The sequence below is a fragment of the Metabacillus kandeliae genome (assembly GCF_021166585.1).
GTDB lineage: Bacteria > Bacillota > Bacilli > Bacillales > Bacillaceae > Metabacillus_B > Metabacillus_B kandeliae.
In genome coordinates this window covers 912033-937112 of record NZ_JAJOZE010000001.1, presented here as the reverse complement: position 1 = coordinate 937112, position 25080 = coordinate 912033, and the positions used below count along the sequence as shown (strand labels likewise).

General features: G+C 43.3%; 26 protein-coding genes. 6 read left to right on the top strand and 20 right to left on the bottom strand.

All coding sequences use genetic code 11. The features are described from left to right. Positions 1-35: 35 nt before the first annotated feature. The 9 genes from odhB to cdaS form a co-directional block, all read right to left on the bottom strand. A complete protein-coding gene (gene odhB / locus LRR81_RS04715) occupies positions 36-1337 on the bottom strand; it encodes a 2-oxoglutarate dehydrogenase complex dihydrolipoyllysine-residue succinyltransferase (protein WP_231788127.1) in 1302 nt (433 codons plus the stop codon). 14 nt (positions 1338-1351) lie between these two features. Continuing rightward, positions 1352-4198: a 2-oxoglutarate dehydrogenase E1 component gene (gene sucA / locus LRR81_RS04710; protein WP_231788126.1), complete on the bottom strand. Its 2847-nt coding sequence runs from the start codon at positions 4196-4198 to the stop codon at positions 1352-1354. A 323-nt stretch (positions 4199-4521) separates the two neighbouring features. Beyond that, complete coding sequence (locus tag LRR81_RS04705) at positions 4522-6447, bottom strand: vWA domain-containing protein (protein WP_231788125.1); 1926 nt, start codon at positions 6445-6447, stop codon at positions 4522-4524. A gap of 9 nt (positions 6448-6456) precedes the next feature. Beyond that, positions 6457-7347 carry an ATP-binding protein gene (locus tag LRR81_RS04700; RefSeq protein ID WP_231788124.1) on the bottom strand — a complete coding sequence of 297 codons (891 nt, stop codon included), beginning with the start codon at positions 7345-7347 and terminating at the stop codon, positions 6457-6459. A gap of 148 nt (positions 7348-7495) precedes the next feature. Then, entirely contained in the window at positions 7496-8062 is a 567-nt protein-coding gene (locus LRR81_RS04695) for a superoxide dismutase family protein (RefSeq protein WP_231788123.1), read from the bottom strand. A 280-nt stretch (positions 8063-8342) separates the two neighbouring features. Further along, positions 8343-9665, bottom strand: coding sequence for a C40 family peptidase (locus tag LRR81_RS04690; RefSeq protein WP_231788122.1), 1323 nt, complete (start codon positions 9663-9665; stop codon positions 8343-8345). Between the two features lie 184 nt (positions 9666-9849). Next, positions 9850-11061 carry an MFS transporter gene (locus tag LRR81_RS04685; RefSeq protein ID WP_231788121.1) on the bottom strand — a complete coding sequence of 404 codons (1212 nt, stop codon included), beginning with the start codon at positions 11059-11061 and terminating at the stop codon, positions 9850-9852. Between the two features lie 141 nt (positions 11062-11202). Continuing rightward, on the bottom strand, positions 11203-12528 hold the full coding sequence (locus LRR81_RS04680; protein WP_231788120.1) for an NCS2 family permease: 1326 nt from the start codon (positions 12526-12528) through the stop codon (positions 11203-11205). A 251-nt stretch (positions 12529-12779) separates the two neighbouring features. Further along, positions 12780-13397 (bottom strand): sporulation-specific diadenylate cyclase CdaS, encoded by a 618-nt coding sequence (gene cdaS / locus LRR81_RS04675; RefSeq protein WP_231788618.1) that lies wholly within the window; start codon positions 13395-13397, stop codon positions 12780-12782. 517 nt (positions 13398-13914) lie between these two features. Between cdaS and LRR81_RS21175 the strand changes: the two genes are divergently transcribed. Further along, a complete protein-coding gene (locus tag LRR81_RS21175; RefSeq protein ID WP_269448483.1) occupies positions 13915-14037 on the top strand; it encodes a hypothetical protein in 123 nt (40 codons plus the stop codon). A 58-nt stretch (positions 14038-14095) separates the two neighbouring features. Further along, positions 14096-15463: an MATE family efflux transporter gene (locus tag LRR81_RS04670; protein WP_231788119.1), complete on the top strand. Its 1368-nt coding sequence runs from the start codon at positions 14096-14098 to the stop codon at positions 15461-15463. 58 nt (positions 15464-15521) lie between these two features. Here LRR81_RS04670 and bshB2 read toward each other — a convergent pair whose 3' ends face one another. From bshB2 to LRR81_RS04650, 4 genes are all read right to left on the bottom strand, one after another. Beyond that, a complete protein-coding gene (gene bshB2, locus LRR81_RS04665; RefSeq protein WP_231788118.1) occupies positions 15522-16187 on the bottom strand; it encodes a bacillithiol biosynthesis deacetylase BshB2 in 666 nt (221 codons plus the stop codon). Between the two features lie 138 nt (positions 16188-16325). Then, the gene (locus LRR81_RS04660) at positions 16326-16676 is read right to left on the bottom strand and encodes a YojF family protein (protein ID WP_231788117.1); all 351 of its coding nucleotides are present in this window, start codon (positions 16674-16676) and stop codon (positions 16326-16328) included. Positions 16677-16761: 85 nt separating this feature from the next. Then, entirely contained in the window at positions 16762-17025 is a 264-nt protein-coding gene (locus LRR81_RS04655) for a hypothetical protein (protein WP_231788116.1), read from the bottom strand. Between the two features lie 9 nt (positions 17026-17034). Next, a complete protein-coding gene (locus LRR81_RS04650; protein WP_231788115.1) occupies positions 17035-17172 on the bottom strand; it encodes a hypothetical protein in 138 nt (45 codons plus the stop codon). A 91-nt stretch (positions 17173-17263) separates the two neighbouring features. On the opposite strand from LRR81_RS04650, the gene LRR81_RS04645 reads away from it, so the two are divergent. Next, on the top strand, positions 17264-17734 hold the full coding sequence (locus LRR81_RS04645; RefSeq protein WP_231788114.1) for a spore gernimation protein GerT: 471 nt from the start codon (positions 17264-17266) through the stop codon (positions 17732-17734). Between the two features lie 131 nt (positions 17735-17865). Here LRR81_RS04645 and LRR81_RS04640 read toward each other — a convergent pair whose 3' ends face one another. The 4 genes from LRR81_RS04640 to LRR81_RS04625 all read right to left on the bottom strand — a co-directional run bounded on the left by LRR81_RS04640 (position 17866) and on the right by LRR81_RS04625 (position 20920). Then, on the bottom strand, positions 17866-18090 hold the full coding sequence (locus LRR81_RS04640; protein ID WP_231788113.1) for a hypothetical protein: 225 nt from the start codon (positions 18088-18090) through the stop codon (positions 17866-17868). Between the two features lie 94 nt (positions 18091-18184). Further along, positions 18185-18931 (bottom strand): SDR family NAD(P)-dependent oxidoreductase, encoded by a 747-nt coding sequence (locus tag LRR81_RS04635; protein ID WP_231788112.1) that lies wholly within the window; start codon positions 18929-18931, stop codon positions 18185-18187. Then, the gene (locus LRR81_RS04630; RefSeq protein ID WP_231788111.1) at positions 18928-19254 is read right to left on the bottom strand and encodes a winged helix-turn-helix transcriptional regulator; all 327 of its coding nucleotides are present in this window, start codon (positions 19252-19254) and stop codon (positions 18928-18930) included. Before LRR81_RS04630 ends, LRR81_RS04635 begins: the two co-directional genes overlap by 4 nt. Positions 19255-19528: 274 nt before the next feature. Continuing rightward, positions 19529-20920 (bottom strand): S41 family peptidase, encoded by a 1392-nt coding sequence (locus LRR81_RS04625; RefSeq protein ID WP_231788110.1) that lies wholly within the window; start codon positions 20918-20920, stop codon positions 19529-19531. A gap of 300 nt (positions 20921-21220) precedes the next feature. Between LRR81_RS04625 and LRR81_RS04620 the strand changes: the two genes are divergently transcribed. The 3 genes from LRR81_RS04620 (at position 21221) to LRR81_RS04610 (ending at position 22615) form a co-directional block, all read left to right on the top strand. After that, the gene (locus tag LRR81_RS04620; protein WP_231788109.1) at positions 21221-21493 is read left to right on the top strand and encodes a hypothetical protein; all 273 of its coding nucleotides are present in this window, start codon (positions 21221-21223) and stop codon (positions 21491-21493) included. Positions 21494-21558: 65 nt separating this feature from the next. Continuing rightward, the gene (locus LRR81_RS04615; protein WP_231788108.1) at positions 21559-22263 is read left to right on the top strand and encodes a class I SAM-dependent methyltransferase; all 705 of its coding nucleotides are present in this window, start codon (positions 21559-21561) and stop codon (positions 22261-22263) included. Positions 22264-22348: 85 nt separating this feature from the next. Beyond that, a complete protein-coding gene (locus LRR81_RS04610; RefSeq protein ID WP_231788107.1) occupies positions 22349-22615 on the top strand; it encodes a hypothetical protein in 267 nt (88 codons plus the stop codon). 148 nt (positions 22616-22763) lie between these two features. Here LRR81_RS04610 and LRR81_RS04605 read toward each other — a convergent pair whose 3' ends face one another. From LRR81_RS04605 to deoD, 3 genes are all read right to left on the bottom strand, one after another. After that, positions 22764-23264 carry a mismatch-specific DNA-glycosylase gene (locus tag LRR81_RS04605; RefSeq protein WP_231788106.1) on the bottom strand — a complete coding sequence of 167 codons (501 nt, stop codon included), beginning with the start codon at positions 23262-23264 and terminating at the stop codon, positions 22764-22766. Positions 23265-23287: 23 nt separating this feature from the next. Continuing rightward, positions 23288-24085: a M15 family metallopeptidase gene (locus tag LRR81_RS04600; RefSeq protein WP_231788105.1), complete on the bottom strand. Its 798-nt coding sequence runs from the start codon at positions 24083-24085 to the stop codon at positions 23288-23290. A 144-nt stretch (positions 24086-24229) separates the two neighbouring features. After that, a complete protein-coding gene (gene deoD, locus LRR81_RS04595; RefSeq protein WP_231788104.1) occupies positions 24230-24940 on the bottom strand; it encodes a purine-nucleoside phosphorylase in 711 nt (236 codons plus the stop codon). Positions 24941-25080: the final 140 nt, after the last annotated feature.

Genomic DNA, 25080 nt, shown 5'->3' with positions numbered 1-25080 from the left:
AAAGAGGAACTCCTAAAGGAGTTCCTCATGCTAGATCAGCCTTCTAGAAGAAGTGATTCCGGATCTTCCAAAAGCTCTTTCACGGCAACAAGGAAGCCTACTGCTTCTTTGCCGTCAATGACACGGTGGTCATAAGAAAGGGCAATATACATCATTGGGCGGTTTTCCATTTTTTCATTATCAATGGCAACAGGGCGCACCTGAATTTTGTGCATGCCGAGAATTCCAACCTGCGGTCCGTTTAGGATCGGTGTTGAAAGCAATGAGCCGAATACGCCGCCGTTTGTAATAGTGAAAGTTCCGCCTTGTAGATCGCTTAATGCCAGCTTATTGTCGCGGGCTTTTTTTGCAAGACCTGTGATTTCGCCTTCAATTTCGGCAAATGATTTTCGGTCTGCATCTCTGACTACAGGAACAACAAGGCCTTCCTGAGCAGAAACAGCGATGCCGATATCATAGAATTTTTTCAGCACAAGCTCGCTTCCCTGAATCTCAGAATTCACAAGCGGGAATTTCTTAAGAGCAGCAACCACTGCTTTTGTAAAGAATGACATAAATCCAAGGCGTACATCATGCTCTTCAAAGAAGCGGTCTTTGCGGCGCTTTCGAAGATCCATAACAGCCGTCATGTCCACTTCATTAAATGTTGTCAGCATCGCTGAAGTTTGCTGAACTTCAACCAGCCTGTTGGCAATTGTCTGGCGTCTTCTGGACATTTTAATGCGCTCAACCGGTTTAGCAGGATTATCCTGCTGCTGTGCTGCTGGCTGCTGAGCACTTTGTGCAGGCTTCGCAGGAGCCGCCTGCTGGTTTTCTGAACCGTTATAGTTTTCTACATCATGCTTGCGCAATCTTCCGAATGGATCAGCAGACGGAACACTTTCCAGACTGATGCCTTTTTCTCTTGCAAGCTTTCTTGCTGCAGGAGAAGCAATTGTGCGGGCTGATTTTTTATCCTCTGCTGCTTCAGTTTGCTGAATATAGTCCGTTTTAGGCGCTTCATTCGGTGGAGTCTGCTTAGCTTGCTCAGCTGATGGCGCTGTTTCAGGAGCTTTTGCTTCCTGCTTCGGTTCCTCTGCACCGCCGCCTGCGGATCCTTGGCCGTTTTCATCAATCATGCCGATTGTTTCGCCAACCTGAACGATATCGCCCGCTTCTTTTAATACCTGCTTCAGCACCCCAGATTGTTCTGCTGTTAATTCTACGTTTACTTTATCTGTTTCAAGCTCCAGCAGGTATTCTCCCTGCTCTACAAAATCACCCGGCTGCTTCAGCCACTGGGCAATTGTTCCTTCAGAAATAGATTCAGCGAGTTCCGGTACTTTAATTTCAGCCATGATTTGTCTCCCCCTTAGTTATCCCATGTTAAGGCATGTGTAATAATGCGTTCTTGTTCTTTTTTATGGACAGTCGGATCTCCCTCGGCTGTACTGGATCTTCTTCTTCTGCCTTCATAGCGGACTTTAATGCTGTCAGCCGCCGTTTCACGCAGCTTTGCTTCCATATAAGACCAGGCACCCATATTTTGAGGTTCTTCCTGAACCCAAAGAATTTCCTCCAAATTTTCAAAACGTCCAATCAGGTTCTTAATCTCTTCTTTAGGGAAAGGATAGATTTCTTCAACCCTTGCTACATGAATTTCCTGCGGGTTCTCTTCCATATTTTTAAGTTTTTCAGAAATATCAATGCTCACTTTTCCTGAGCAGAAGACTACGCGCTTGACTTTTTCAGCATCTGCGCCGAGTCCCTGCTGCTCCATAATCGGTTTAAAGCTGCCGCTTGCCAGTTCTTCTGCGTCCGAAATGGTATTCGGATTTCGGAGGAGACTCTTCGGCGTCATAATGATCAGCGGGCGCACTTCTTCTTTCTGAAGCATTTTGGCCTGTCTTCTCAGAATATGAAAATACTGGGCCGCACTGGTCAGGTTGGCTACTGTCCAGTTATTTTCAGATGCCAGCTGCAGGAACCTTTCAAGCCTTGCACTGGAGTGCTCTGGCCCCTGTCCTTCATAACCATGCGGAAGAAGGATAACGAGACCTGATTTTTGGCCCCATTTGGCTCTGCCTGCTGAAATAAACTGATCAAAAAATACTTGGGCAGCGTTGGCGAAATCGCCGTATTGAGCTTCCCATAAGACCAATGTTTCAGGTGCAAAAACATTATAGCCATATTCGAATCCAAGAACAGATCCTTCAGACAGCGGGCTGTTATGAACCGCAAATGTTGCCTTTGCATCTTTCACTGTGTGCAGCGGCGAATATACTTCACCAGTCTTTGAATCATGAAGAACAAGGTTCCTTTGAGCAAACGTTCCGCGTTCAGAATCCTGGCCAGTCAGGCGGACAGGTGTTCCATCCTGAACAATTGTACCGAATGCGAGTGTTTCAGCAAGGCCCCACTCTACCCTATGGTCTTCTTTCATCACATTGCTCCGGCGCTCCAAAATCCTTTGAAGCTTGCCGAAAACATTAAAGTTTTCCTGCCACTGAACAAGCTGGCTGTTAATGCTGTGCAGTCTGTCAAGCGGAACGGATGTATCCACTTTAGGAAAGCCGTGAAGAATGGTTTCTGGCAGCTCGATATCATGAATTTCAGTAACTTGCCTCTTAGGAACTTTCTGATACGCAGCATCAAGCTTGTTCTGCACTTCTTCTTCAAGCTTTGAAGCATCATCCTGTGTCAAAACGCTTTCGTCCTGCAGAAGCTTTTTGTATATTTCTTTGGCTGTCGGATGCTTGTGGACCTTTTCATAAACCTGAGGCTGTGTTGTCATCGGCTCGTCCATTTCATTATGTCCGAAGCGGCGATAGCCGATCAGGTCGATCAGGAAGTCCTTTTTAAATTTATAACGGTATTCCATCGCCATTGTAATAGCAGCCAAACATGCTTCAGGGTCATCTGCATTCACATGGACAATCGGAATTTCGTACCCTTTTGCAAGGTCGCTTGCGTAGCGGGTTGAGCGGGAATCCTTGCTCTCTGTTGTGAATCCGATCACATTATTAGCGATGATATGTATGGATCCGCCTGTCTGATAGCCTTTCAGCCTGCTCAGGTTTAAAGTTTCTGCCACAATTCCTTCGCCAGGAAAAGCAGCGTCGCCATGAATCATGACGGCAAGAGATTTTTTAATATCCTGTTCAGGAAAGCCTTCGCCTGTTCTTGTTTCCTGTGCCGCTCTTGTATAGCCGGCAACAATCGGATCAACAAATTCCAGGTGGCTCGGATTGTTGGCAAGCGTCAGCCTTGCCCTGATTGTGCTTTCATCCTTAATTTGCTTGTCAGCGCCAAGATGGTACTTTACATCACCGCTCCAGCCGTAGTTAATGCCGATGGAGCCTTCTGACGGAACAAGTTCTTTGTTAGGAGCATGCTGAAATTCAGAAAAAATGATTTCATAAGGTTTTCCAAGCACATGCGCCAGCACATTGAGGCGGCCCCTGTGCGCCATGCCGATGTTAATCGTATTCGTACCGGCTTCGACGGCGCTTGCGATCATGCCGTCAAGCATTGGAACAAGCATATCCAAACCTTCTATAGAGAAGCGCTTTTGGCCGACGAATGTTTTATGAAGATACTTTTCAAATCCTTCAACTTCCATCAGTCTTTTTAAAATGCCGACTTTCTTTTCATTGGATAAATGGGTGAAAATTTCGCCTGACTCGACAATTTTTTTCAGCCAGTTTTTCTCTTCGATGCCATGTACATGGTCAAATTCGAATGAGATTGTTTTTTTATACGTTTCCCGCAGATAGTTAATGGCTTCAAGGCCGTTTTTGACTTCAGCCGGTGCATCAGGACAAAGAACGGCTGCAGGAATGTCTTTTAAATCTTTCTCAGTGAGCTCATACTTTTCCAAACGCAAAAAATCCTCTGCGCTTTCCTGGTTTTCAAGAGGATAGACAGAAGCATATAGATGTCCGTATGTTCTGATATCTTCCGCCAGCTTGACCGCAGAAGCGATTTTGTGAACAGCATCCGGCGATGGAGCAGATCCTTTATCTAAAGGCTGCCGGAAAGCATTTTCCTGAAATTCTGTTTCTGACGGTTCCCCCAGCTTGTCAAACAATTCTCTCAGTTCAGCATCCAGTGAGTCAGGATCTGCCAGGTATTGGTCATACAAATCCATAACATAGCCAAGATTGGGACCGTAAAAGTCTTCCCATGTTACTTGAGGTTTCGATGCAGCTTGTGACATTAACATTACCCCCAACTGTGAATTACCAAGTGCTTTAAAAGATACTATTTTGATATACAATTTCCGATTCATATCGGCTTAAGTGAAAAGAAAGAAAAAGCTAAAACGCTTCCATATGATATTTTACCACTCTCGTCCCGTTCTTTCCAACAAATATCGATAGAAAATTTAAAAATAATAGTAAAAAACAAAAAATTTAGCTTCTTTTGTCTTTTCAGCTGTTTTTCAATCAGTATTTTCAGGGATTTTTCTGATTTCTATCCTTTCACTCGTTATTTCAGCATCAATGAACCTTTTCAGCAGCACAAAAAAGAGCCTTCCGGTTATCCCGATTGAAGGCTCTTTTTCAATAACTTTTTCAGCAGCGGGAACAGGACATCCGGCAGCTCTTCGATGTTCGTCACAATCAGACTGAAATTGCCATAAATCGTTTTAATCGATTTATATTGACTTTCATCTGCTTCGCCGTTTGATAAAAATACATTAATCACTTCAATGCCCTGTTTTCTTGCCATAAGCACCGCTTCGTGCGTATCTACAATTCCGTTTTGCTCATAATTCATAGCAGCGGGCTCGCCGTCTGAAAAAACGAGCAGAAATTTCTGTTTTTCATTTCTTCTCAGCAGCTCTTCAGCCATATGGCGGATGGCAAATCCATCCCTGTTATCTTCTTCAGGCGCAAGCTGCATGATTTCAGGGCCGCTTCCTGTTTTTAGCGAAGATTGATAGGAAAGAACCCGTTTAAAATAATTAGGCTGATAAGCATCTGTTGCTTCACCTGTGTCTTCCCAGAAACCTGTAATCTGGTGCGGCACCTGAACGGAATGCAGCGCTTCATGAAAAAGCACAATTCCGCGCTTCGTTTCATCCATTTTGTCAAACATCGAGGCCGAACAGTCAACGAGCAGCGAAAAAACAGCGTCAATTTGAATGGATGGCTGTTCTTTTTTATAAAAAAGCTTTGGATTATCGTCTGTAAACAGCTTTAATAGCTTTTTCCCAAGCCTGCCGGTATGAAGGTCTGTTCTTGGCAAGGTCCTCTTATGCTCAAGCATTTTTTGAATCATTTGCTTCATTTTCTTTTGATAATTTAGAATATCCGCTTTGTATTCCCTGTATATCCTTTCTTCCTCAGCCGATGCAGATCGCGGTTCCAATTGGAAAGGCACAGCTGCTGCATTTTCCTTTCCGTAAGGATGTGCATCCTCGCCGCTTTCTCCTCTTCTGTCTTCTTCGAGGGCTTCAAGCTTTGAATAATCGTTATTCTTCGCTTTTTTTGATGTTCCCTGGACTGTACCAAGCGCCTGATCCCCATCTTCTCCTTCTCTTGCTGCCTGACCGGCTAAATCCGTTTTGGAGCCGTGCTCAAGATCAAACTGAAGAAAACTCTTCGTCGCTTCGCTTGTTTCTCTGTGCCATGTCGGCAGCTTGTCTTCATGAACATCTTTATCCTCTTTTTCAAGCGGTCCAAGGGAATCATCCTGATCAAGCTTTGATTTCCTCTTTAGATCATCAAAAGTCAGACCCAGGTCTTCTCTGCTGTAGACGCTCTCCGGGATAAAGAAATACGTGTTCAGCATATCCTTATCAAGCAAATCCTCCAGTACCTCAGTCATTTCCAAAGCAATTTCAGCTGTTTCTTCAGCAGAAGCTGCTTCATAGGATTTTTCCAGCATCCTTTCTATAAAGGGGAAAGCAAGATTAATTTCTTCCTTTAAAGATGGAAGTGCCACTAAAGGAGATTCTGCTGTCAGCTTTAAATACAGGCCGCTGAACAGGGCATCTGCATAAAGGCTTCTTTCCCGGTTAATCGTCAGCTGCGATTGAAAATATTTCCGGTAAAGCTCCTTACGCTTCTGAAAGGTTTTCTTTGTACCAGGGCGCTCTTTTTTACAAATTTCTTCAAGCCTCAGATCCTCCAGCAGAGCAAAAAGCTGCTTTCCGAATTCCGGCAGACGTGTTCTGTGAACTTTGCGCAAAAACTCTTTCACCTGTAATGGAGCTGTAAAGTAATAATTCCCCAGCGCTCTTAAATATAAGTCGCTCTTAAGGCCTTCCACTGTATCTCGGATAGGCCTCTGATTCCAAAAGTGGCTTATATAGACGGTATTTTTGAAAGGATCAAGGTAAGACTGAACTTCATATTCAATTTCCATTTCTTTGTTTTTGGAAATGGTCTTAGCCAAATCTGTCAATTCCATAAATAAAAAAGAATCTATCTGACTATCGTTAAATTTAATAAACTTCATAGGCAGCCCTCACTCAAATAACGTTTCCGCAATATTCCGGATCGCTGCTTTTTCCCTTTCATCCTCTGCTTTTTCAGCTATGCCGCGCTCTATGGCCCTTAATGGAGGCAAATATACAGCAAGATCACATGTATCAAGCATAGCCCTCACAGAGGCCGCCTCCTCAGAAATCTGCCCATTTTTAACCTGGACGATCAAGTCAGCTGAAAAACGGACAAACAAATCAAGCAGCTTGTCATCCTGAAGCCCTGATTGCGCTTTAAGAATTTTTTTCAGCATATCACCCTGTATATAGGGAACATCGATCATGATAAAACGGTTTTTAAGGGCTTCATTCAGCGGTACAGTTCCTACATATCCTTCATTAATCGCTGCAATCACACCGAATCCTTTTTTTGCTGTGATCACTTCTCCTGTAAAAGGATTTGTTATTCTTTTTCTGTAATCTAAAACACCGTTTAAAATAGGAAGTGTTTCAGGCTTCGCCATGTTAATTTCATCAATATACAGAAGATGGCCATTTTTCATTGCTTTGATAACAGGTCCGGGAACGAACTCAATAACCTGATTTTCTCCTCGGGACATGATCGTCTTATAGCCAAGCATGGCTTCGGCATCCAGATCAACCGAACAGTTAATGCTGTGCATCGGCTGCTGAAACCAATAAGAAAGCGTTTCGGCAAGCTTTGTTTTACCTGAGCCTGTAGGGCCTTTTAATAGAAGATTTTTATCAAGGGCAAGGGAGATAATGGCATCATAGATGATGGCATCGTCTTCTGAGGCAAAGCCTCCCCTCCCTATCAAAGATTCATCCTCTGCACTAAGATTTCCAATCCCTCTATCTTTTAAAAGCTCCTTCACTTCAGAAGGAAGCCCAATATTTTCCAAATGGCTATGCATCGTTTAACCTCGCTTTATTAAACAGAATATGAATGAGAACAAAAAAGAAGAGACTCTGTTCAGGCAACAGCAGCCTCTTTACACAAATTATACTAGAAACCGGGCATAGTTACAAAAAGGGAACCTGCAGGCGCTATCCTGCAAAGAATTACTGTTTTTTTACAACTCCGCAAAGAATTCTTTTCCCGGCATTTCCTGCAGGGTCAGTTACATAGTCATCAGCTTTTTCATGGATAACCAATGCGCTCCCATTTTCATCAAGCAGCGAATTAGGCTTCCCCTCTTCCAGAGTAACGAATGGTGCCGTAACATTCACATCAGCCGTTCCGCTTTCCGGGATAATGATATTCAGCATATCACCTGCATGCGGCCCTTTTGGATTCTTCAGCCCATGCATTTTCCCTTCTGGATTAAAGTGTCCGCCTGCACTCATGAAATCCGGTGTTTTGCAGCTTCCGGTTTCATGAAAATGAATGGCTTTGGCGCCAGGAGCCAGCCCTTTTGCCGTCAGGTGAACATTTACTCCTTTAAAAGTTTCAGAAAGCACAGCCTTCCCCGCCTCTTTTCCTTCTGAATTGATAAGCGGAACCGTTACATCCATTACAGCATGCTTTTCTGCAGGAAAAACCTCTTGCTCGTTCATATGCTCCCTTTGCTGACAGCCGGCTGAAAACAATAACAGCCCTGCACCAGCCAGAATCATTACCTTTTTCATTTCCATTCCTCCTTCAGGCAGTTTCATTAGCATTCTGTCCAAGGAAAGGAACAGTTAATCTGCCGTGATCAGGGAATATTACGTTTAGTAAAAGCTTCGTTCTTGTAATCTTCTGCAGAAGAACGATTTAAAGTTGATTTTCTTCAATCTTTCCCAATGAAAAAGCGCTCTCCATCAGGAGAGCGCTTTTTTAAGCAGCTTAAGCTGCTTCTGTGATCAGGTCTTTTCTTAAACTTTGCCGCCTTATTGCAAACCTTAAGAAAGGATGCCTATCCTCTGTTTACTGGAAAAATCGCTTGGCGCCAAGATAATGGCTTGTCCAATAAGATTCACTCAGGTTAGATATTGTCACGCCTTTTGAACCGCTGGCGTGAAGAAAGTTTCCATCACCAAGGTAAATGCCCATATGAGAAGGGCCTTCCTTATAAGTTGTAAAATAAACAAAATCCCCGGCTTGCGGCTCGCTGACAGGCTTCATCACATTCCAATACCCAGCAGCGCTTAATCTGGAAATAGAAGTAACTTTATTCAATGCATAGTAGACAAAACCGCTGCAGTCAAACCCTGCTGATGTGTTTCCGCCCCATCTGTATGGAACGCCCATTTGTTTTTTCGCTTCAGCAATCATTCTGTCTGCCTGGCTGCCAGGCTGAACAGATGATGATCCTCCCTGATCCTGCTTGCCCCCCGAATTTGCTGCCGGAGTGCCAGACTGGTTAGGAGTGCTGGTTTCTGTGCCTGCTACTTTTGTCAGCTTCAGGACTTGTCCGGTATAAATCGTATCGCTCTTCAGCTCATTCGCCGTCCGAAGTTCCTGTATAGTGACTTTCATTTTGGCTGAGATGCTCCATAAGGAATCACCTGCTGCAACTTTATATGTATCTGTTTGAGAAGGGCTGTTCTGGCCTGCAGAAGGCTTTGATGCAGGAGCAGCCGGCGGTTTAGCTTCCCCTTTGACTGTACCTTTTGTCAGCTTCATGATCTGTCCTGGAAAAATGACATCGCTCTTCAGCTGATTGATACTGCGGAGATTTTGAACGGTGACTTTTGTTTTGGCAGAGATGATCCATAATGAGTCACCAGCTGCAACTCTGTATGTACCCTGGCTTATGTTTTGATGATTGGTCTGTCCGGATGGCTTTGCTTGCTGGGCAGACGCCGGTTTCGCCTCTTTAGATTCTTTCACTTTCAGCACTTGCCCGGCGTATATGATATCACCTTTTAAAGAGTTTAAAAGCTTAATTTCAGTTACAGAAGTTTTGTACTTTTCTGCAATCAGCCATAGTGAGTCGCCTGCTTTAACCGTGTGGGATGATGGCTCCTGCTTTTGCTGAGACTGAATACTTACTTTTGCGGGTACTTGAATGGATTTTGCAATCTTTGTTCCTGCAGCAGGAATTTTCAATACCTGGCCTGTAAAAATAACATCATTCTTCAGACCGTTTGCCTTTTTTATTGCATCTTCTGTTGTTTGATATTTTTTCGAAAGCTTCCAAATGGTATCGCCGCTTTTGACCGTAACTTCCTCTGCAGAAGCTGCCGATGCAAATAAAGAAGAACCAACGATGGCAGAAGCAGTTATGCCGATCATTTTATGCTTCATTCCCCCTGTACCTCCTCTTAACTATTCAAAATAAGTTTAATCGATAGCCGGCAAGAAAACTACATATTTTTATTAAATCCTGCATTATATTGAAGGAATATCCATATTCAAGCAATTTTTTCATAAAAAAAGAGAAAAAGCAGGCCTTTAGCCTGCTTGGAACTTCTATCAGATCAGCTCCCGCTTATTTGCCGGCAGGAGCTTCTTCCGCCATATTCCGAATACCTGTTTTACCGAGAATTTTGTAGCCGTACGATAGCACAATCGCCAGCGAAAGCGCACCGAATATTAGAACCATAAACGGAAGGCCTATTGTATCAAGAAACAAGCCTGTTCCGAGGAGAACGATTTGAAACATTACTCTGTCAAGCATGTTTCGGAAGGAAAAAAACCTTCCGTGATACTCCTTGCTGATTTTCGTTTGAAAAATAGTGGAGGCAATCGGGAAAAATGATCCAACTCCAAACCCAAACAGAGCAAATGAGAGCAGCGATGCAGCCGGCAAGTTTGAAAAATATAAAGATAAATGGGCAATGGAAATGACAAAAGCAAAGAAAAACATTAATTTAATGGAGTTATACTTTGATGAAAGCTTTTTGATCAAAAATGCTCCTGCCATAAAACTGAGTCCTTCTGTCGTATAAAGCCAGCCTTTAATGGCAGTTGAATGCTGAAGCTCGCTGATGTTGATAACCATCAGGTTAAAGCCACCAAGAAACAATGTCGGAATAATGGTCAGCACCAGCGCTGTAAAGGCTACTGGGGCATTTTTTAATATTGGGAGAATCTCATTAAAACTCCCCTTCTTTTTAAACAATCCACTCTCTTCGCGTTCATTTACATTAATTTCGAGAAAAAAAGTCAGCAGAAAAAGCAGTCCGTATGCTGCCATAGATGCTCCGTACAGCACTTCAAGGCTTGTGACCGCAAGAACGGCTCCGGAAAGTGCTGTTCCAATCACCCTTGCGATGGTTGCCATATTCATATGAATGCCGTTCAGCTGGATGAGCTCGTTTTCTTTTACAATTAAAGGAATGGCTGCCTGCAGCGCAGGAAAATAAAATGCTGCTGACAGCTGGATGCAAACCATAAAGAGCACCATTAATACAACCGACTCGTAATGAAGGGCAGCAAACATAAAAAGAACGCTCAGCATTCTGCCGAGACCTGCGTATAATAAGACAGCCTTCTTTGATTTGGAATCAATGATCCTTCCTGCCATTGGACCTGCAAAAACCCCTGCGAGAAGTCCGGCAAAAAGAATAAGTGATTTAAAGAAATCAGACGGCACATGACGCTGCATAAATTCGAGGTTGCCGATAATCCCTGCCCAAAGCCCCAAACCAGCAATAAATTCCCCTGAAAGAATGATCCATACATTTTTATTTTTCAGCATATTGAACTCCCTGCTAAGAAATTGATAAAACGGTAATGTCTTACAATACTATAGCACCCTTTAAAGTGTTTCGCCATACGAAATATTTTTTTGCAGGGAAAGAAAAAAGGGAACCTCCAGTAAGGGTTCCCTTCGATCATTTTAGCCCATCATTACAAAATTGATTAAAAAGGCTATGGTAATCACAAACATTATCCAATGCAGTTCTTTTATTCTTCCTGTAAACAGTTTAATCAGTGTATAGCTCAAAAACCCGAAAGCTACCCCTTCAGCTATGCTGAACGTCAGCGGCATCATAATGATCGTTAAAAATGCCGGAACCAGCTCTGTAAAATCGTCAAAGTTCACTTCTTTCAATTCCGACAGCATCATTGCGCCGATAATGATCAGAACCGGAGCTGTTGCAGTATCAGGGATAAATTGTATAAACGGAGCAAACAAAAGAGTCAGAATAAACAGACATGCAGCAAAAACAGCCTTAAGTCCTGTCCGTCCTCCTTCAGCGATGCCTGTGGCATTTTCAATATACGTATTCATTGCCGTAGAACCGAACAGGGCACTGATCATTGTACCAAGGGCTCCTGTGGTGAGCGCCCTTTTTATGTGAGGCACAGATCCATCAGGCGCAGAAAGGTTCGCCTTCTTTGTGAGTCCGATTAAAGTGGCAAGCGTATCAAAAAGCTCAACGATCGTAAAAGAGAAGATAACAGAAAAAATGCCATAGGCAATCGCCGCTTTTATATCCATTGCCATAAACGTCGGTGCTATTGATGGGATCTGAAAAGATACAACATCTGAAAGGCTTTTTGGAAATGGCGAATTTCCCGCTGCCATGGAGGCTATTGAGATAACAATGATCGAAATAATCAGCGCTCCTCTTATATTAAGCGCCACAAGAACTGCCGCCAGAATGAGCCCGATAATGGCAAGCATCGTCCCTGTATTTGTTATATGCCCAAGAGCAACAAAAGTAGATTTATCAGAAACGATGATTCCGCTGTTTTTCAGGCCAATAAAGGCGACAAAAAGACCAATCCCTGCTGTGATGGATGACTTTAGCGTTTTCGGTATCGCCTGCACCACTTTTGAACTGATCCCTAGAATGGAAAGGATGAAAAACACCAGTCCTGAAATAAAAACAGCACCAAGCGCTGTTTCCCATGACAGCCCCTGCTTCAAAACCACTGTGTAGGTGAAAAATGCGTTCAGTCCCATCCCTGGTCCGATGACGATTGGAAGGTTTGCCCACAAGCCCATTATCATTGTTGTGATGACAATGGCATAAATGGTTGCAGCAAGTGCAGCTTCCTTCGGCAAACCGGCTTCAGAGAGGATGACCGGGTTAACAAGTATAATATAGCTGACGGTCATAAAGGTGGTCAGAGCTGCTAAAAATTCACGTTTTACCGTAGTGCTCCGTTCAGTCAGATGGAAATATCCATCAATTCTTGATGATAGTTTGTTCAACTTTCTTTCCTCCTAGCCCTAACTTTCCTAATAGCTGTTTTCGAAAAGATGGCTGCTCTCTTCAGCATCTTCTTCACACAATTCTTCTAGCTTAAGGCTTCTTTTCTTTTGTTTTATATAACCAGAATAATCCTAAAATATATAATTCTGTAAGATCTGCTTTAAAATATAAGAAAAGGGCCTTCTAAAACATATTTGCTATTATATCTTAATTGTGATTAGGAGCAAAGACATGCTGTTATTATTGAAATTCACAGATTATTTGAGCTGATTGGATACAGTGTGCCGTTCTTTGCAAAAGACATGCGGCCTGTTTCTTCAGAAATAACAAGAATGAGGGCATCGGAGACCTCTGAAAGCCCGAGAGCCGCTCTGTGTCTTGTTCCAAGCTTATTCTCACCCGTTTTGATGCCTGATAAAGGCAGAACATTCGCCGCTGAAACGATCACCTCGTCTTTAATTAAGACAGCACCATCATGAAGAGGGCTTCCGGGATAGAAGATGCTCTCCAAAAGGGAGCTTGAAAGCTCAGCATTAACCGATATCCCCTTATGTATCAGTCCATCAACAGAAGTATCCCGTTCTACTACAATCAATGCTCCGTGGCGAAGTTTTGACAAATGGTCAATGGCCTTGGCCAGCGCTTGAAAATTCTCTATATAATCAGCCAGATATGCTTTTAAATAAAAAGTTGATGCGGATGACTGAATAGCATAAAAAGATTTTTTAATTTCTTCTAAATCACAAAGCAGGCATTCTGTTTCTGAATGGAGATTACCAATCAGCTTCTCGGATTTTTCAACAACTTCTCTGAGTCTTGCTGCCAAGAGCTCCTTAAGATCAGACAGTACGGCCTCTTCATACAGCATCATGACCGCCTCCTCTTCTGTTTGGCTGTATAAGATTAACTTCCCTCTCAATCGGATTGTCATGCAAAGGAATAAATTCTTTCAATTGGAAAAAATTAAAGATGGTAGCAGAAAAGCGCAAGCCGCTCGTTCAGCCCCGACAAGCGCTGGAGGAAAAAACATAAAAGTCTGGTTTTGGACTTTTAGGTTTTTTTCGAAGCGACTCGAGGGGCTAGCGGCTGGAGCTGGACAATTAAGAAAAGCGCAAGCCGCTCGGTCAGCCCCGACAAGCATAAGATGGGCAGCCGGAGAAAGGCGGTTTTCCCTTTCTCTGGATGACCGGCTTATGACCTCGAGGGGCTAGCGGCTGGAGCTGGACAATGAAAAGCGCAAGCCGCTCGTTCAGCCCCGACAAGCGCTGGAGGAAAAAACCAGAAAGTCAGGTATTAGACTTTTTGGTTTTTTCTGAAGCGAGCTTGACAATCAGCTATTTAAGTACACTCTTTAAATTTGATATTACTTAAAAGGAGGAATTGCGTTGATCATTCAAAAAGTGATTCAATATTTTTGCAGCGTCTCAGGCACTGTTGCGCTGGGGTTCATTTACTATAAAATGTTCCGGAGAGATTCCGTTTCAAAAAAAGAAAAACAAAATCAATAATCTTTTCTCTTTAGTGATATAATGCTCTCATTATCATTTTGCAAAAGAGGGCTGAGTCATGATCCAAACATCTTCTGCCAGCCAGAAAATCCGTCAGTTTCTGGCTATTCTTCTTCCTATTTTAATTACACAGCTCGGCTTGTACTCGATGACCTTTATGGATACTGCCATGTCAGGACATGTCACGCAAACAGATCTCGCCGGTGTCGCAATTGGGTCAAGCCTGTGGGTCCCCGTTTATACAGGACTGAGCGGAATATTGCTCGCCATAACGCCAATCGTTTCACAGCTTGCAGGGGGAGGAAAACATCATAAAGCTGGATTTTCCGTCCTTCAGGGGGTTTATCTTGCAGCATTCCTCGCTATTGCTGTAACCATAATCGGAGGTATCCTGCTGAACCCGGTCCTTTCTGCTCTCCATCTTGAACAAGGGGCGGAAAACACGGCGCGGAATTATTTAATTGCCCTTTCAGCAGGCATACTCCCTTTGTTTATCTATAATATTTTAAGAGGGTTTATTGATTCCCTTGGACAGACAAGGGTGTCAATGTTCATTACACTGACTGCTGTTCCTGTTAATTTACTGCTGAATTATTTATTTATCTTCGGGAATTTCGGCTTCCCAAGGCTTGGCGGCGCAGGGGCAGGCGCAGCTTCAGCCATTACTTACTGGATTATTGCCATCATTGCGCTTCTCATCATTACAAAAAGCGATCCTTTTCGCGGGTTTGGTGTTTTTTCCCGTTTGCACGCTATTTCTCTGGCAAAGTGGAAGGAATTATTAAAAATCGGTGTCCCCATTGGGATGGCGATTTTCTTTGAAACAAGTATTTTTGCAGCTGTTACCTTGTTTATGAGCCGTTTTGATACAGTTACTATCGCGTCTCATCAGGCTGCCATGAACTTTGCCTCTTTTTTATACATGCTGCCACTAAGCATTTCAATGGCTCTGACCATTGTTGTGGGGTTTGAAACAGGGGCAAAGCGTCCTGATCATGCCAGGCAATATGCAATGATCGGCATCCAGACTGCTGTGCTGTTTTCTGTTTTGACTGCCGCTGTTATTTTCTTTTTCAGGGAGGGCATTGCAGGGCTTTATTCAACAAATGGAAAAGTATTGGCGCTGACTCAGCATTTTCTGCTGTATGCGATCTTCTTTCAGCTCTCAGATGCCATTGCGGCGCCGATTCAGGGTGCATTGAGAGGATATAAGGATGTAAACTTTACTTTTTTTACAGCTCTTATTTCCTATTGGGTGATTGGTCTGCCAACAGGCTGGCTGCTTGCAGCTTTTACCGGGATTGGCGCGTTTGGCTTTTGGATCGGACTGATCGCAGGGCTTGCCGCTGGTGCGGCAGGACTCAGCTTTAGGCTCCGCTTTATCCAAAGGAGAACAGTCAGGGATATTCCAAGTGCTCAATCTTAAATACATGCAAGCAAAAAACCTGTGTGACCGGGCTCTGCCCCTCACACAGGTTTTTTTATCAATCCCATTTATAGGTCCAGAAAATCTCCTGTTCAAAAAGCCAGGACATGATGCCTGCATCCTGCTCTTGATATTTCTTTTCCATTTCTTTAATCAATCCTTCAGTTTGAGAGCGGTGAGCTTTTAAAGCCTCCAGTTTTACCCCGGCCACTTCGCGGATGTCTATTATCACATTCGCTTCTCCCAATACTTCTTCACGGTTTTTTGTGATTGCCATGCAGTAGGTCAAAGGCCTTTCATCAGCGGGCAGCCGTTTTATAGCATGAATCACAGCTCTTCCTGTTGCATCATGATCAGGATGTACGCCGTGTTCAGGGTAGAAGGTCACAACGAGTGATGGTTTTATTTCTTCAATCAGCTCCTGAATCCGGTCTGCAAACAGTTCGATATCTTCGAATTCCAGTGTTTTATCACGCATGCCAAGCATGCGCAAATCTTCAATGTCCATTGCCCTGCATGCATCTTCCAGCTCTCTTTTTCGGATCAGCGGAAGAACTTCCCGGTTGGCAAAAAGCGGGCTTCCCATATTTCTGCCCATTTCGCCAAGTGTCAGGCAGGCATAGGTTACAGGGATGCCTTCTTTTCTTTTTAAAGCAATTGTTCCGGCAACACCGAATGATTCATCATCAGGGTGCGGCAGAACAACAAGCACATGTTCTCTCATCCTTCATTCTCCTTTATTCATATGGTGGCTGTAATAGTCAATACGATAGTGTAATGTAGCTCGGACTGCCTTCAACATTCCCCTGCAAGCTCTGCAGGTTTTTAATAACAGCCCTTTTATTTTTGGCAGCCTGTCAGTTTAAGAAGGAAACGGAGACTCACTCAGCTGAAAGGCAATGGCAAGCTTCCCGTCAGGATGATGGCCGGCAGCCAGCAGCCGGTCTTGTTCATCAATTGTAAAGTCCGTAAGTCCTTCAGCATAAGTCCAGCCATGCGGCATTTTTAAACCGATTCGGAAAGGACCGTTTCCTGTGATTTTCGCTTGTTCATATGTAATTTCTGCATTGCGGATAAATGCCACAACAGTTAAATTGCTTTCATTTCGGTGGGCGGAATACGCGCCAGTAGTTGTCTCAAGATGCAGATACAGCGGTTTATTCAGCTTTTCATCTAAATATTGCTGAATTTGTATTTTATCAATAGGTTTCATGCTTTTTCCTCCTGGTTAAACTCTTAAGCTATTTGTTATGACTGGCAATGATTTTAATTAATCATGGCCTGTTCTTCCTTCCGTATCAAAGCTCTTCCAATACCTCAAGGTAAATGGCGAGCAAAGCCGTTTTTTCTTCTGCAGAAAGATTGGAAAAGACAATTCTTTTGGCTGCAGCAGCAAACTTTTCTGAAGGGCCTTTACGCACCCTTGGATGAGTCCATTCATCATTCAGATCGCGCCGGACTGCTTCTTGAAGCTCTTCAGCTGCATTTTCGCCAGTATGATCATAGGTTCTATTCTGCCAAAGATCCATATACCTCGAGAGCAGCACAGCTTTATCCTCCATATTCTGTGATCACTCCCCTACTTCCGCAATCAAAGCTGAATAATCTTCTTCTATTATGACAGGGTTGCAACGAAAATCAATAAAGTCGCCTTGCAGCTGAAGAAGCTCCGGCTTTTTCAATATTCGCCCGGCAAATTCAGCAAGCATCAGAATGACTTCTGCATATAATGCACTAGGCTCATTATCCGCACAGGAAATGCAAAACGGGCCAATATGCAGCTAAAGGAGCTGAGCCGGTTTGTTTCCATGGAACAGCCAATTCCCATTTCAGCAATCAAAGCTTCCGGATTATTTAAAAAAGATGAATCCAAATGACGTGGAAAATTACGTCAGCCAGGTGATGAGCCAAGTCTTCGGAAACGATCTAGCTTCTTCCTTTCCATTTCCAAAACAGGCTGAAGAAGATCATATGGATCCGGAGCCTTCATCCGTAAAGCCGCGGCACGAAATATTTGAAACAAGTGATCACGTTTTCGTTAAAGCGGAAATGGCTCCCGAAACAGCAAAGCAAGTAAAGATTCAGCATTCTTCTCATAAGCTGTTTTTGGAAAACTATCCTTCAGAAGGTCATACTGAAGCCATTGCCCTTCCCTCCCTCATAAGAAGAAAAGGCTCAAAAGCGGTTTACAAACAGCCTTTTCTGGAAGTTGCTCTTATGAAAAACGAAGATAATACCATGACTGAAATTTTTATTTCCGAAAATGAATAAACTACCTGCTCAGCTGAGCAGGTAGTTTTTTTCTGTCAGTCTTGCCAGCTGGTTTAATTGAACAGGCTGTCAACCCCTAAGATTCTCTGGTGCGGGGTACCGCTCAATCTTCCGGCTGCCGCAGAGCGTTATCAATAATAGCCGAATCCTGCTCCGAATCCCGGTCCGAATCCCGGTCCAAAGCCCGCTCCCGGATAAGCATAATACGGCGGGTAAAACGGCCGTGCAAATGCTCCGATCAAAGCTCCGCCTAAAAGTCCTCCAGCGAGGCCTCCTAAAAAGGGGGCTCCAAAGAAAAATCGGCTGTCCTGCGGGTACACAGAACGATAGCTGTATGGGTATCTATATGGCAGCATGGTTTCCCTCCTCATCATATGCCTGCATTACAGGTTATTCACCTAATGGGAAAAGGAGTGGGCGAAAGAACCCCCAGCTGCTCATTTTATATCTCTATTCGCCCTCATAGATCATTTTTCTGGTCATTCCGCCGTCAATCACAAGCTCAGCCCCATTCACAAAATTATTTCCAGGCTCTGTTAAGTATAGGCAGGCGCGGGCAATGTCCTCTGGGCTGCCAACTCTTCTGGAAAAATGCTGTTCATGGTCCTTCTCGCGCAAAGAGCTGTAATCCCCTGTTTCAATCCATCCCGGGGAGATGGCATTCACCGTGATAAAATCTTGCTGAAGCGATGCGGCAAGCGCATGCGTAAGGGCAGCTATGCCGCCTTTTGAAGCTGCATAAGCCTCTGAATCAGGCTCAGACATATGCGCCCTTGTTGATGCCATATTGACTATATAACCGCCGCTTTGATTTTCCTTCATATATTTTGCTGCTTCTCTTGAAAAGAAAAATACGCTGCTGAGGTTGACCGACAGAATATGATTCCAGTCTTCAGCTGACAGCTCTGTCATAGGTTTAAAAGCAGAGATGCCGGCGTTATTGATGAGGATATCAATGGCGCCGAATTTTTCTGCAGCTGTTTCAGCACAGCTGGCAATTTCCTCAGGCTTTGACACATCTGTTTTAATAAATAAAGCTTGTCCGCCCTCTTGGTTAATGCTGTCTTCTGCAGCTTTGCCTGCCTTTTCATCAATGTCCGCCAGAACAACCCGGTCTCCTCTTTTTGCAAATGCAGCTGCTGCTGCTTTTCCAATTCCATTTGCTGCTCCTGTAACAATGACAACCCGCTTTTTCATTCAAGATCCCCCTGTTTTTCGCAATAATCTTGCGCCCATAACTGGACTTCCTTCATTACGTTTTCAAGACCTTTACCCTTTTTGGTTAATTTATAAATCACTTTAACAGGCGTTTCAGGAATGACTTCCCTTTCAATTAAACCGGAAACCTCAAGTTCTTTCAGCCTTTCAGAGAGCATTTTTTGGCTGATGCCCGGTATCATGCCGGAAAAATCCTTGAATCGTTTCGGTTCATCCATCAGTACATGTATAATTACGCCATTCCAGCGCTTGCCGAGCAATCCAAAAGCAAATTCGATGTTGGGACATACATTTGAATTCATTTTGTTCCCCCTTGTGCTGCTTTCTTGACGGTTATCCCAATATTTTTATAACTTACTAAAAGTTAGTGCGTTACTTTTATATTATTATACCCTTTTTCCGCAATACTTTCCATTCCTGGGGGTCCTTTATAAAAGAAAGGTTTTATTAGCCACTAAAGAAATGCGCAAGCGCCTTAGCCCTGCCGCTCCAATCAGCAGGCGGGAAAAATCAACTTTCTTCTTTAACATAGCCAAAGAAAAAGGACTGATCGCATGAATCAGTCCCCTCTCACTGTTATGGATTAATCTTTTTTAAATAGGTAACGGCTGCTTTGTATTGGGTATCATTTTCAACAAGCATTTTTTGGATGGTCCCGATCATGCTGGATGCCGCAGCTTTGTCAATATCACCAGTCACTTTTAGCTGATGATCCTTTTGATATTTTTCCACAGCAGCTGTCATGTTTTTTGAGAAAAAACCATCCTCGCTGCCAGGATCATATCCAATGGCTTTCAATAGCTGCTGTGCGGCTTTCACCTGTGCAGAAGAATCGCCTTCCTTCAGCACTTTTTCAGGATTCAGCAGCGGCAGGTTTGCATAATCAGGCAGACTGATTTTTTGGTCTGGCTGAATTCCTTTTTTATGAATCCATTCCCCTTTCGGAGTCAGCCACTTCGCAGTCGTAAACTTAAAGGATGAGCCATCTTTAAATTCCACTGGCTGCTGCATGGTGCCTTTCCCGAACGATTTCTCGCCAATCAGCTGTACTCCGGCAGATTCATGCAATGCTGCAGCCATAATTTCAGCAGCGCTTGCAGAGCCGCCATCTATTAAAACAGCAGTCGGAATCGTAACAGGATGCTCATTTCTCGAAGCAATGACTTCTTTTGATCCATCTCTGTTTTCTGCCTGAAGAATATTCTTTCCTTTCGGAATAAACATCTCGCTCATTTTGGTGGCCTGGTCAAGCAGACCTCCCGGGTTTTGCCTTAAATCGATGACAATGCCCTTTACTTTCTTTTTCTGCAAATCTTCTACAGCTTTCTGAAAATCTGCACCAGTTGTTTCAGAGAATTTAGATACTTGGATTTTCCCGATATTTTGATCTGTTACAGTATGCGAGACCGTTTCAACCGGAATTTTATCGCGCACAATCGTGAATTCAAGCATCCCGCTGCCCTGGCGCTCAACTCCGATTTTAACAGAGGTGCCTTTTTTGCCCCTTACAAGGGTCACAATGTCATTGACACTTTTTCCGGCCATGTTTTTACCGTTTACTTTTACAATTTGATCTTTCGGTTTAATGCCCGCTTTTTCTGCAGGAGATCCTTTGATTGGTGAAACGACAACAACGTGACCGCTATTTTCCTGAAGCTCTGCACCGATGCCTTCAAAGGAGGAGGAGATGCTTTCGCTAAAGCTTTTGGCTGTATCAGCATCCATATACTCACTATATGGGTCACCAAGGGATTGAACCATTCCTTTAATGGCTCCATCCACCATTTTTTGCTTATCAGGTTCCTCGTAAAACTGTTTATCAAGCTGTTCGTATGCTGTGTATAGCTTTTGAAAACCGTCTTTCTTAGCTAACGGTGCTGCTGACGGTTTTATTAGAGCAAGGGTCAACCCTGAACTGATGGCAGCTGTAATAATAATGATGACAGCTGTTTTTAACCATTTTCCCACCCTGACACCACCTTAAAAATTGTTGAGGCCGCAGCCTTTTATGTATCCGTATTCGAATTTTAGAAGAAACGGATGCAAACAGAGGAAGATCGCTATCCTTCTCCACGAAAGAATCAAGTGAAAAATAGCCTTCATTAATTATGTCTAACGTTCCCTATCCCGTCAACTGTTAACAAAAGCACCTATCTTTTGTTTTATAAAGCATTTTTTTCGCGGTCCCTTCTTTCGACATGATTTTACTCCTCCAATATGTTAACTTAATGTAAATAATATTTCATTTTTGTAAAGGAGGGAAATGCGTTGGACCTAGAGCGATTTGTTGGAGCAGAAGATTATGAGGTTATTTCCTTCTCATTTTCTCTGCTGCATGAGGTAGATCGAAAAATAAGCGTAAAAGAACTATTTTCAGAAAATCAGGTGATGACCTATATAACAATGAGAGTGAAACAGTTTGTATCTGCCGGCCGCTTTAAAAAGGCACTGAAAAAGATTCTGCAAACAGAGATTAACCAGCTGCTTATGACAAGACTGCCTGTATTGCTGCAAAAGCACCAATTGCTTAAGTGTCTTTGAACTGACCGCATGCCACACATCCTCCTTCCGCATAGAATGTAAAAAATGTGAAGGAGAGATGCCAATTGGGAGAGTATTTGAATTTACTTGCAGTTTTAGGCATCGGCGGCGCTCACCCCGGAGGATTGGCCCTCACTAAATGCGTGCTGGATCAAGAACAGCCTCTTTTCGGCAAAAAAGTCCTTGATGCCGGATGCGGTACAGGGCAGACTCTTTATTACCTCATGCAGCTTGGTGCAGATGCAAAAGGTATTGATCAAGACCAGAGAATGATTCAAAAAGCTGAAAGCCGGCTCGGAGGCTCAAAAGAAAGACTTCAGTGCGGATCATTAGAAAACCTCCCCTACAAGGATCATACTTTTGATCTTGTCCTTTCAGAATCTGTCCTTTCTTTTACAGACGCACCTAAAAGCCTGACTGAAATACATCGGGTTTTAAAGCCAGGCGGCAGGCTGGTCATGATTGAAATGACAGCTGAGCCAAATTTACCTCGCAAAGACAGAGAAAAATTTTCTTCTTTTTATTCTGCAGTTTCATTAAATACCAATAAAGACTGGGAGCGTTCTTTGAAGGAAACCGGCTTTTATGGAATAGATTCTTCATCCCTTGTGGATTATGAATTGGACATTTATGACCAAATGGCTGAATTTGATTTGGATGAGGATGCAGATCCTGCCCTTTTCACCCTGCTTGACAGGCATCAGGAAATGACAAAGGCTTTCAGCAAAAAAGTCCGCTGCATGATCTACAGGTGCAGCTCATCCTCCTAATTTCTTTTTAAATAGGATAAGCGTACAAACGTCCTGTCCCTTCCCAACATAGGTTGTAAGGAAACGAATTAGGGAGGGATAATGGATGAGCCGATATTATGGCATGTGCCAGCGGTATCAGGGCAAGATCGTCCGCATCAGCCACAGGGATGGAAATGTGCATGTGGGCAGAATTGTAAGAGTTACACCGCATAGTGTTTTTATTCAGCCTGTAAGGCAAAGAGGCGGCAGAGGTTACGGATTGGGATATTATGGAGGAGGATATGGCGGCTGGTATGGTTACGGGCCGGCATACGGAATTGGGCTTGGCTTCATTACCGGTGTAGCTTTAGCAGGATTATTACTGTGGTAAAGATGCGTTAAAAGAGCAAGCACCAAAAACAGCCTGCGGCTGTTTTTGGCTTTTTTAGTGCAGCAAAAGGATAAATTGCTTTAAAAAGCAGAAAGCTGGCCGTGAGCTATGCATGGGAAGACATGCATAGCTCACGGCCAGCCATATTTTACATATATTGATGCAATTTTTTATAAATGTCTGCGATGTCTTCAAGTTTCATTCTGACAAGGCCGCTCGAAGAAGGTGCGGCAAATTCAATGACTCCATTGATCACAGAACCTTCCTGCTTTCCCCATGGAGCTTTTTTCTTGCCGCTGTATGCCAGATACACACCCTTTCCAACAAAACAGGCGATTTTGGGCTTGCATGAGCTGATTTTGCTTCTGAGTTCATCACTGCCGGTATGATATTCTTTTCTTGTAATTTCATCTGCTGCCTTTGTCGGCCTTTGAACAATATTCGTAAACCCGATACCTTTTTCTAAAAGCTTTTCATCCTCAAATGGCGAATACAGCCTTTCAGTTATTCCTGCCTGAAAAAGGATCTTCCAAAACCTGTTGTTTGGATTGGCATAATGATGACCTGCTTCGGCAGAAAGAAGGCTTGGATTATAGCCGATAAACAGCAGTGTTAAATCTTTTGCAAGCAAATCTTTAAGAGGCTGCATGCCATCCCTCATTTCTTCGGATGCTAGATTTTTTTCACTTTGCCAAAGTATTCTTCAAGGGTCAAATTATTTTTTTTAAGTATTTGAGCTGTTTTTACGCCAACATACCTCAAATGCCATGGCTCGTACTCATATTTGGTAATATCCGTCTTATCTTCGGGATAGCGGATGATAAAGCCAAATTTGCTGGCGTTCTCTTTTACCCATTTGCCTTCCTCTGTGTCACCGAACTTCGGCGTAATATCAAGCTGAACACTGCGGCTTGATATATCCATTGTCAGCCCTGTCTGATGCTCGCTTTGCCCAGGAAGAGCAACAGCCTGTTTTGCATGCTCCTCGCCGTTCGCTTTCACTTCCCTGTTGAATACACTTTGCTGGTAGGAATATGAGCGAAATCCGGATACAGCAAACAGTTCAATATTCTCTTCTTTCGCTTCATTAAATAACTTTTCAAGCGCCTGTGCTGCTTCTTTTCGCATGTAGCGCTGCTGAATGTCCTTATCACCAAAGGAAAAAGGGACATCAGGTGTGACTAAGTCCTTTGCTTTGTACCCGGCAGGCAGTGAAAAATTTTTATTCACGAGTACGAGAATATTATCAGGGTTCGTAATCGTTTCTTTTCCGTCAATTGTTTGAATGTTATTAAAATAAGCCGCCTTCAGCACATAATGATTTTGTTCATTCGGCTTGCTTTGCTTTACGGGAACAGGTTTGGATTCTTTTTGATCATCCTGAAAAAAGTTCAGTTCTTTCGGAAAACTGGAGCAGGCTGATGTCAGGAAGATGATTGGAAGTACGGAACAAATAATTCTTTTTTTCATGTCGTTACCACCCTATACAATTTCATGGCTTAAAATACATTGCCAGCATGAATTATTGTATCATTGCTTCCGCCGCATCCAAAATAAAAATTGACATTTTTCGATAAAAAATGCGCATTTTCTCAATGCGCATTCCTTTTTTCCTTATTTAGAGGACTTTAAAGCTGCTTCTAAAGATACTTCAATCATTTCATTGAACGTAGTTTGCCTTTCTTCTGCTGTTGTTTCTTCCCCTGTAAGAATGTGATCACTGACCGTCAATACGGAAAGTGCTTTTCTGCCAAATTTAGCTGCCAGCGTATAAAGTGCAGCCGTTTCCATTTCAATGGCAAGAATTCCGTAACGCGCCCATTTTTCATGATCTGCATTGTCGTTATAAAACATATCTGCTGTGAATACATTTCCTGCCTTAAGCTTTAGCCCCTTTTCAGATCCGGCTTCATAAGCATTTTTCAATAATTCAAAATCAGCGGTCGGCGCATAATCAATACCGCCAAACGTAAGCCGGTTCATCTGTGAATCAGTTGATGCTGTCATGGCGAGAATAACATCCCGAACTTTTACATCCTTTTGTATAGCTCCGCACGTTCCAACCCTGATCAGCTGCTTGACCCCGTAGCTCTGCATCAGTTCATTAATATAGATGGAAATGGATGGAACGCCCATACCTGTTCCCTGAACTGAAACCTTTTTTCCTTTATAAGTGCCTGTAAAACCCAGCATGCCTCTTACATTGTTATAGCATTCTGCACCTTCAAGAAATGTTTCGGCAATATATTTGGCCCTGAGCGGATCTCCAGGAAGAAGTACCGTTTCAGCTATTTCATGTTCTTTTGCTTCGATATGTATGCTCATTTGTTTTACTCCTCCTTTATAGAGATACTATAGCATATTTTGCAAAATTTGCTGAAAAAATTATGCTATTGGATACTTGATTTTCCGCATTAAAAAGCGGTTTTGACTAAGCACTTCACCAAAAAGGAGAAAATACCAGC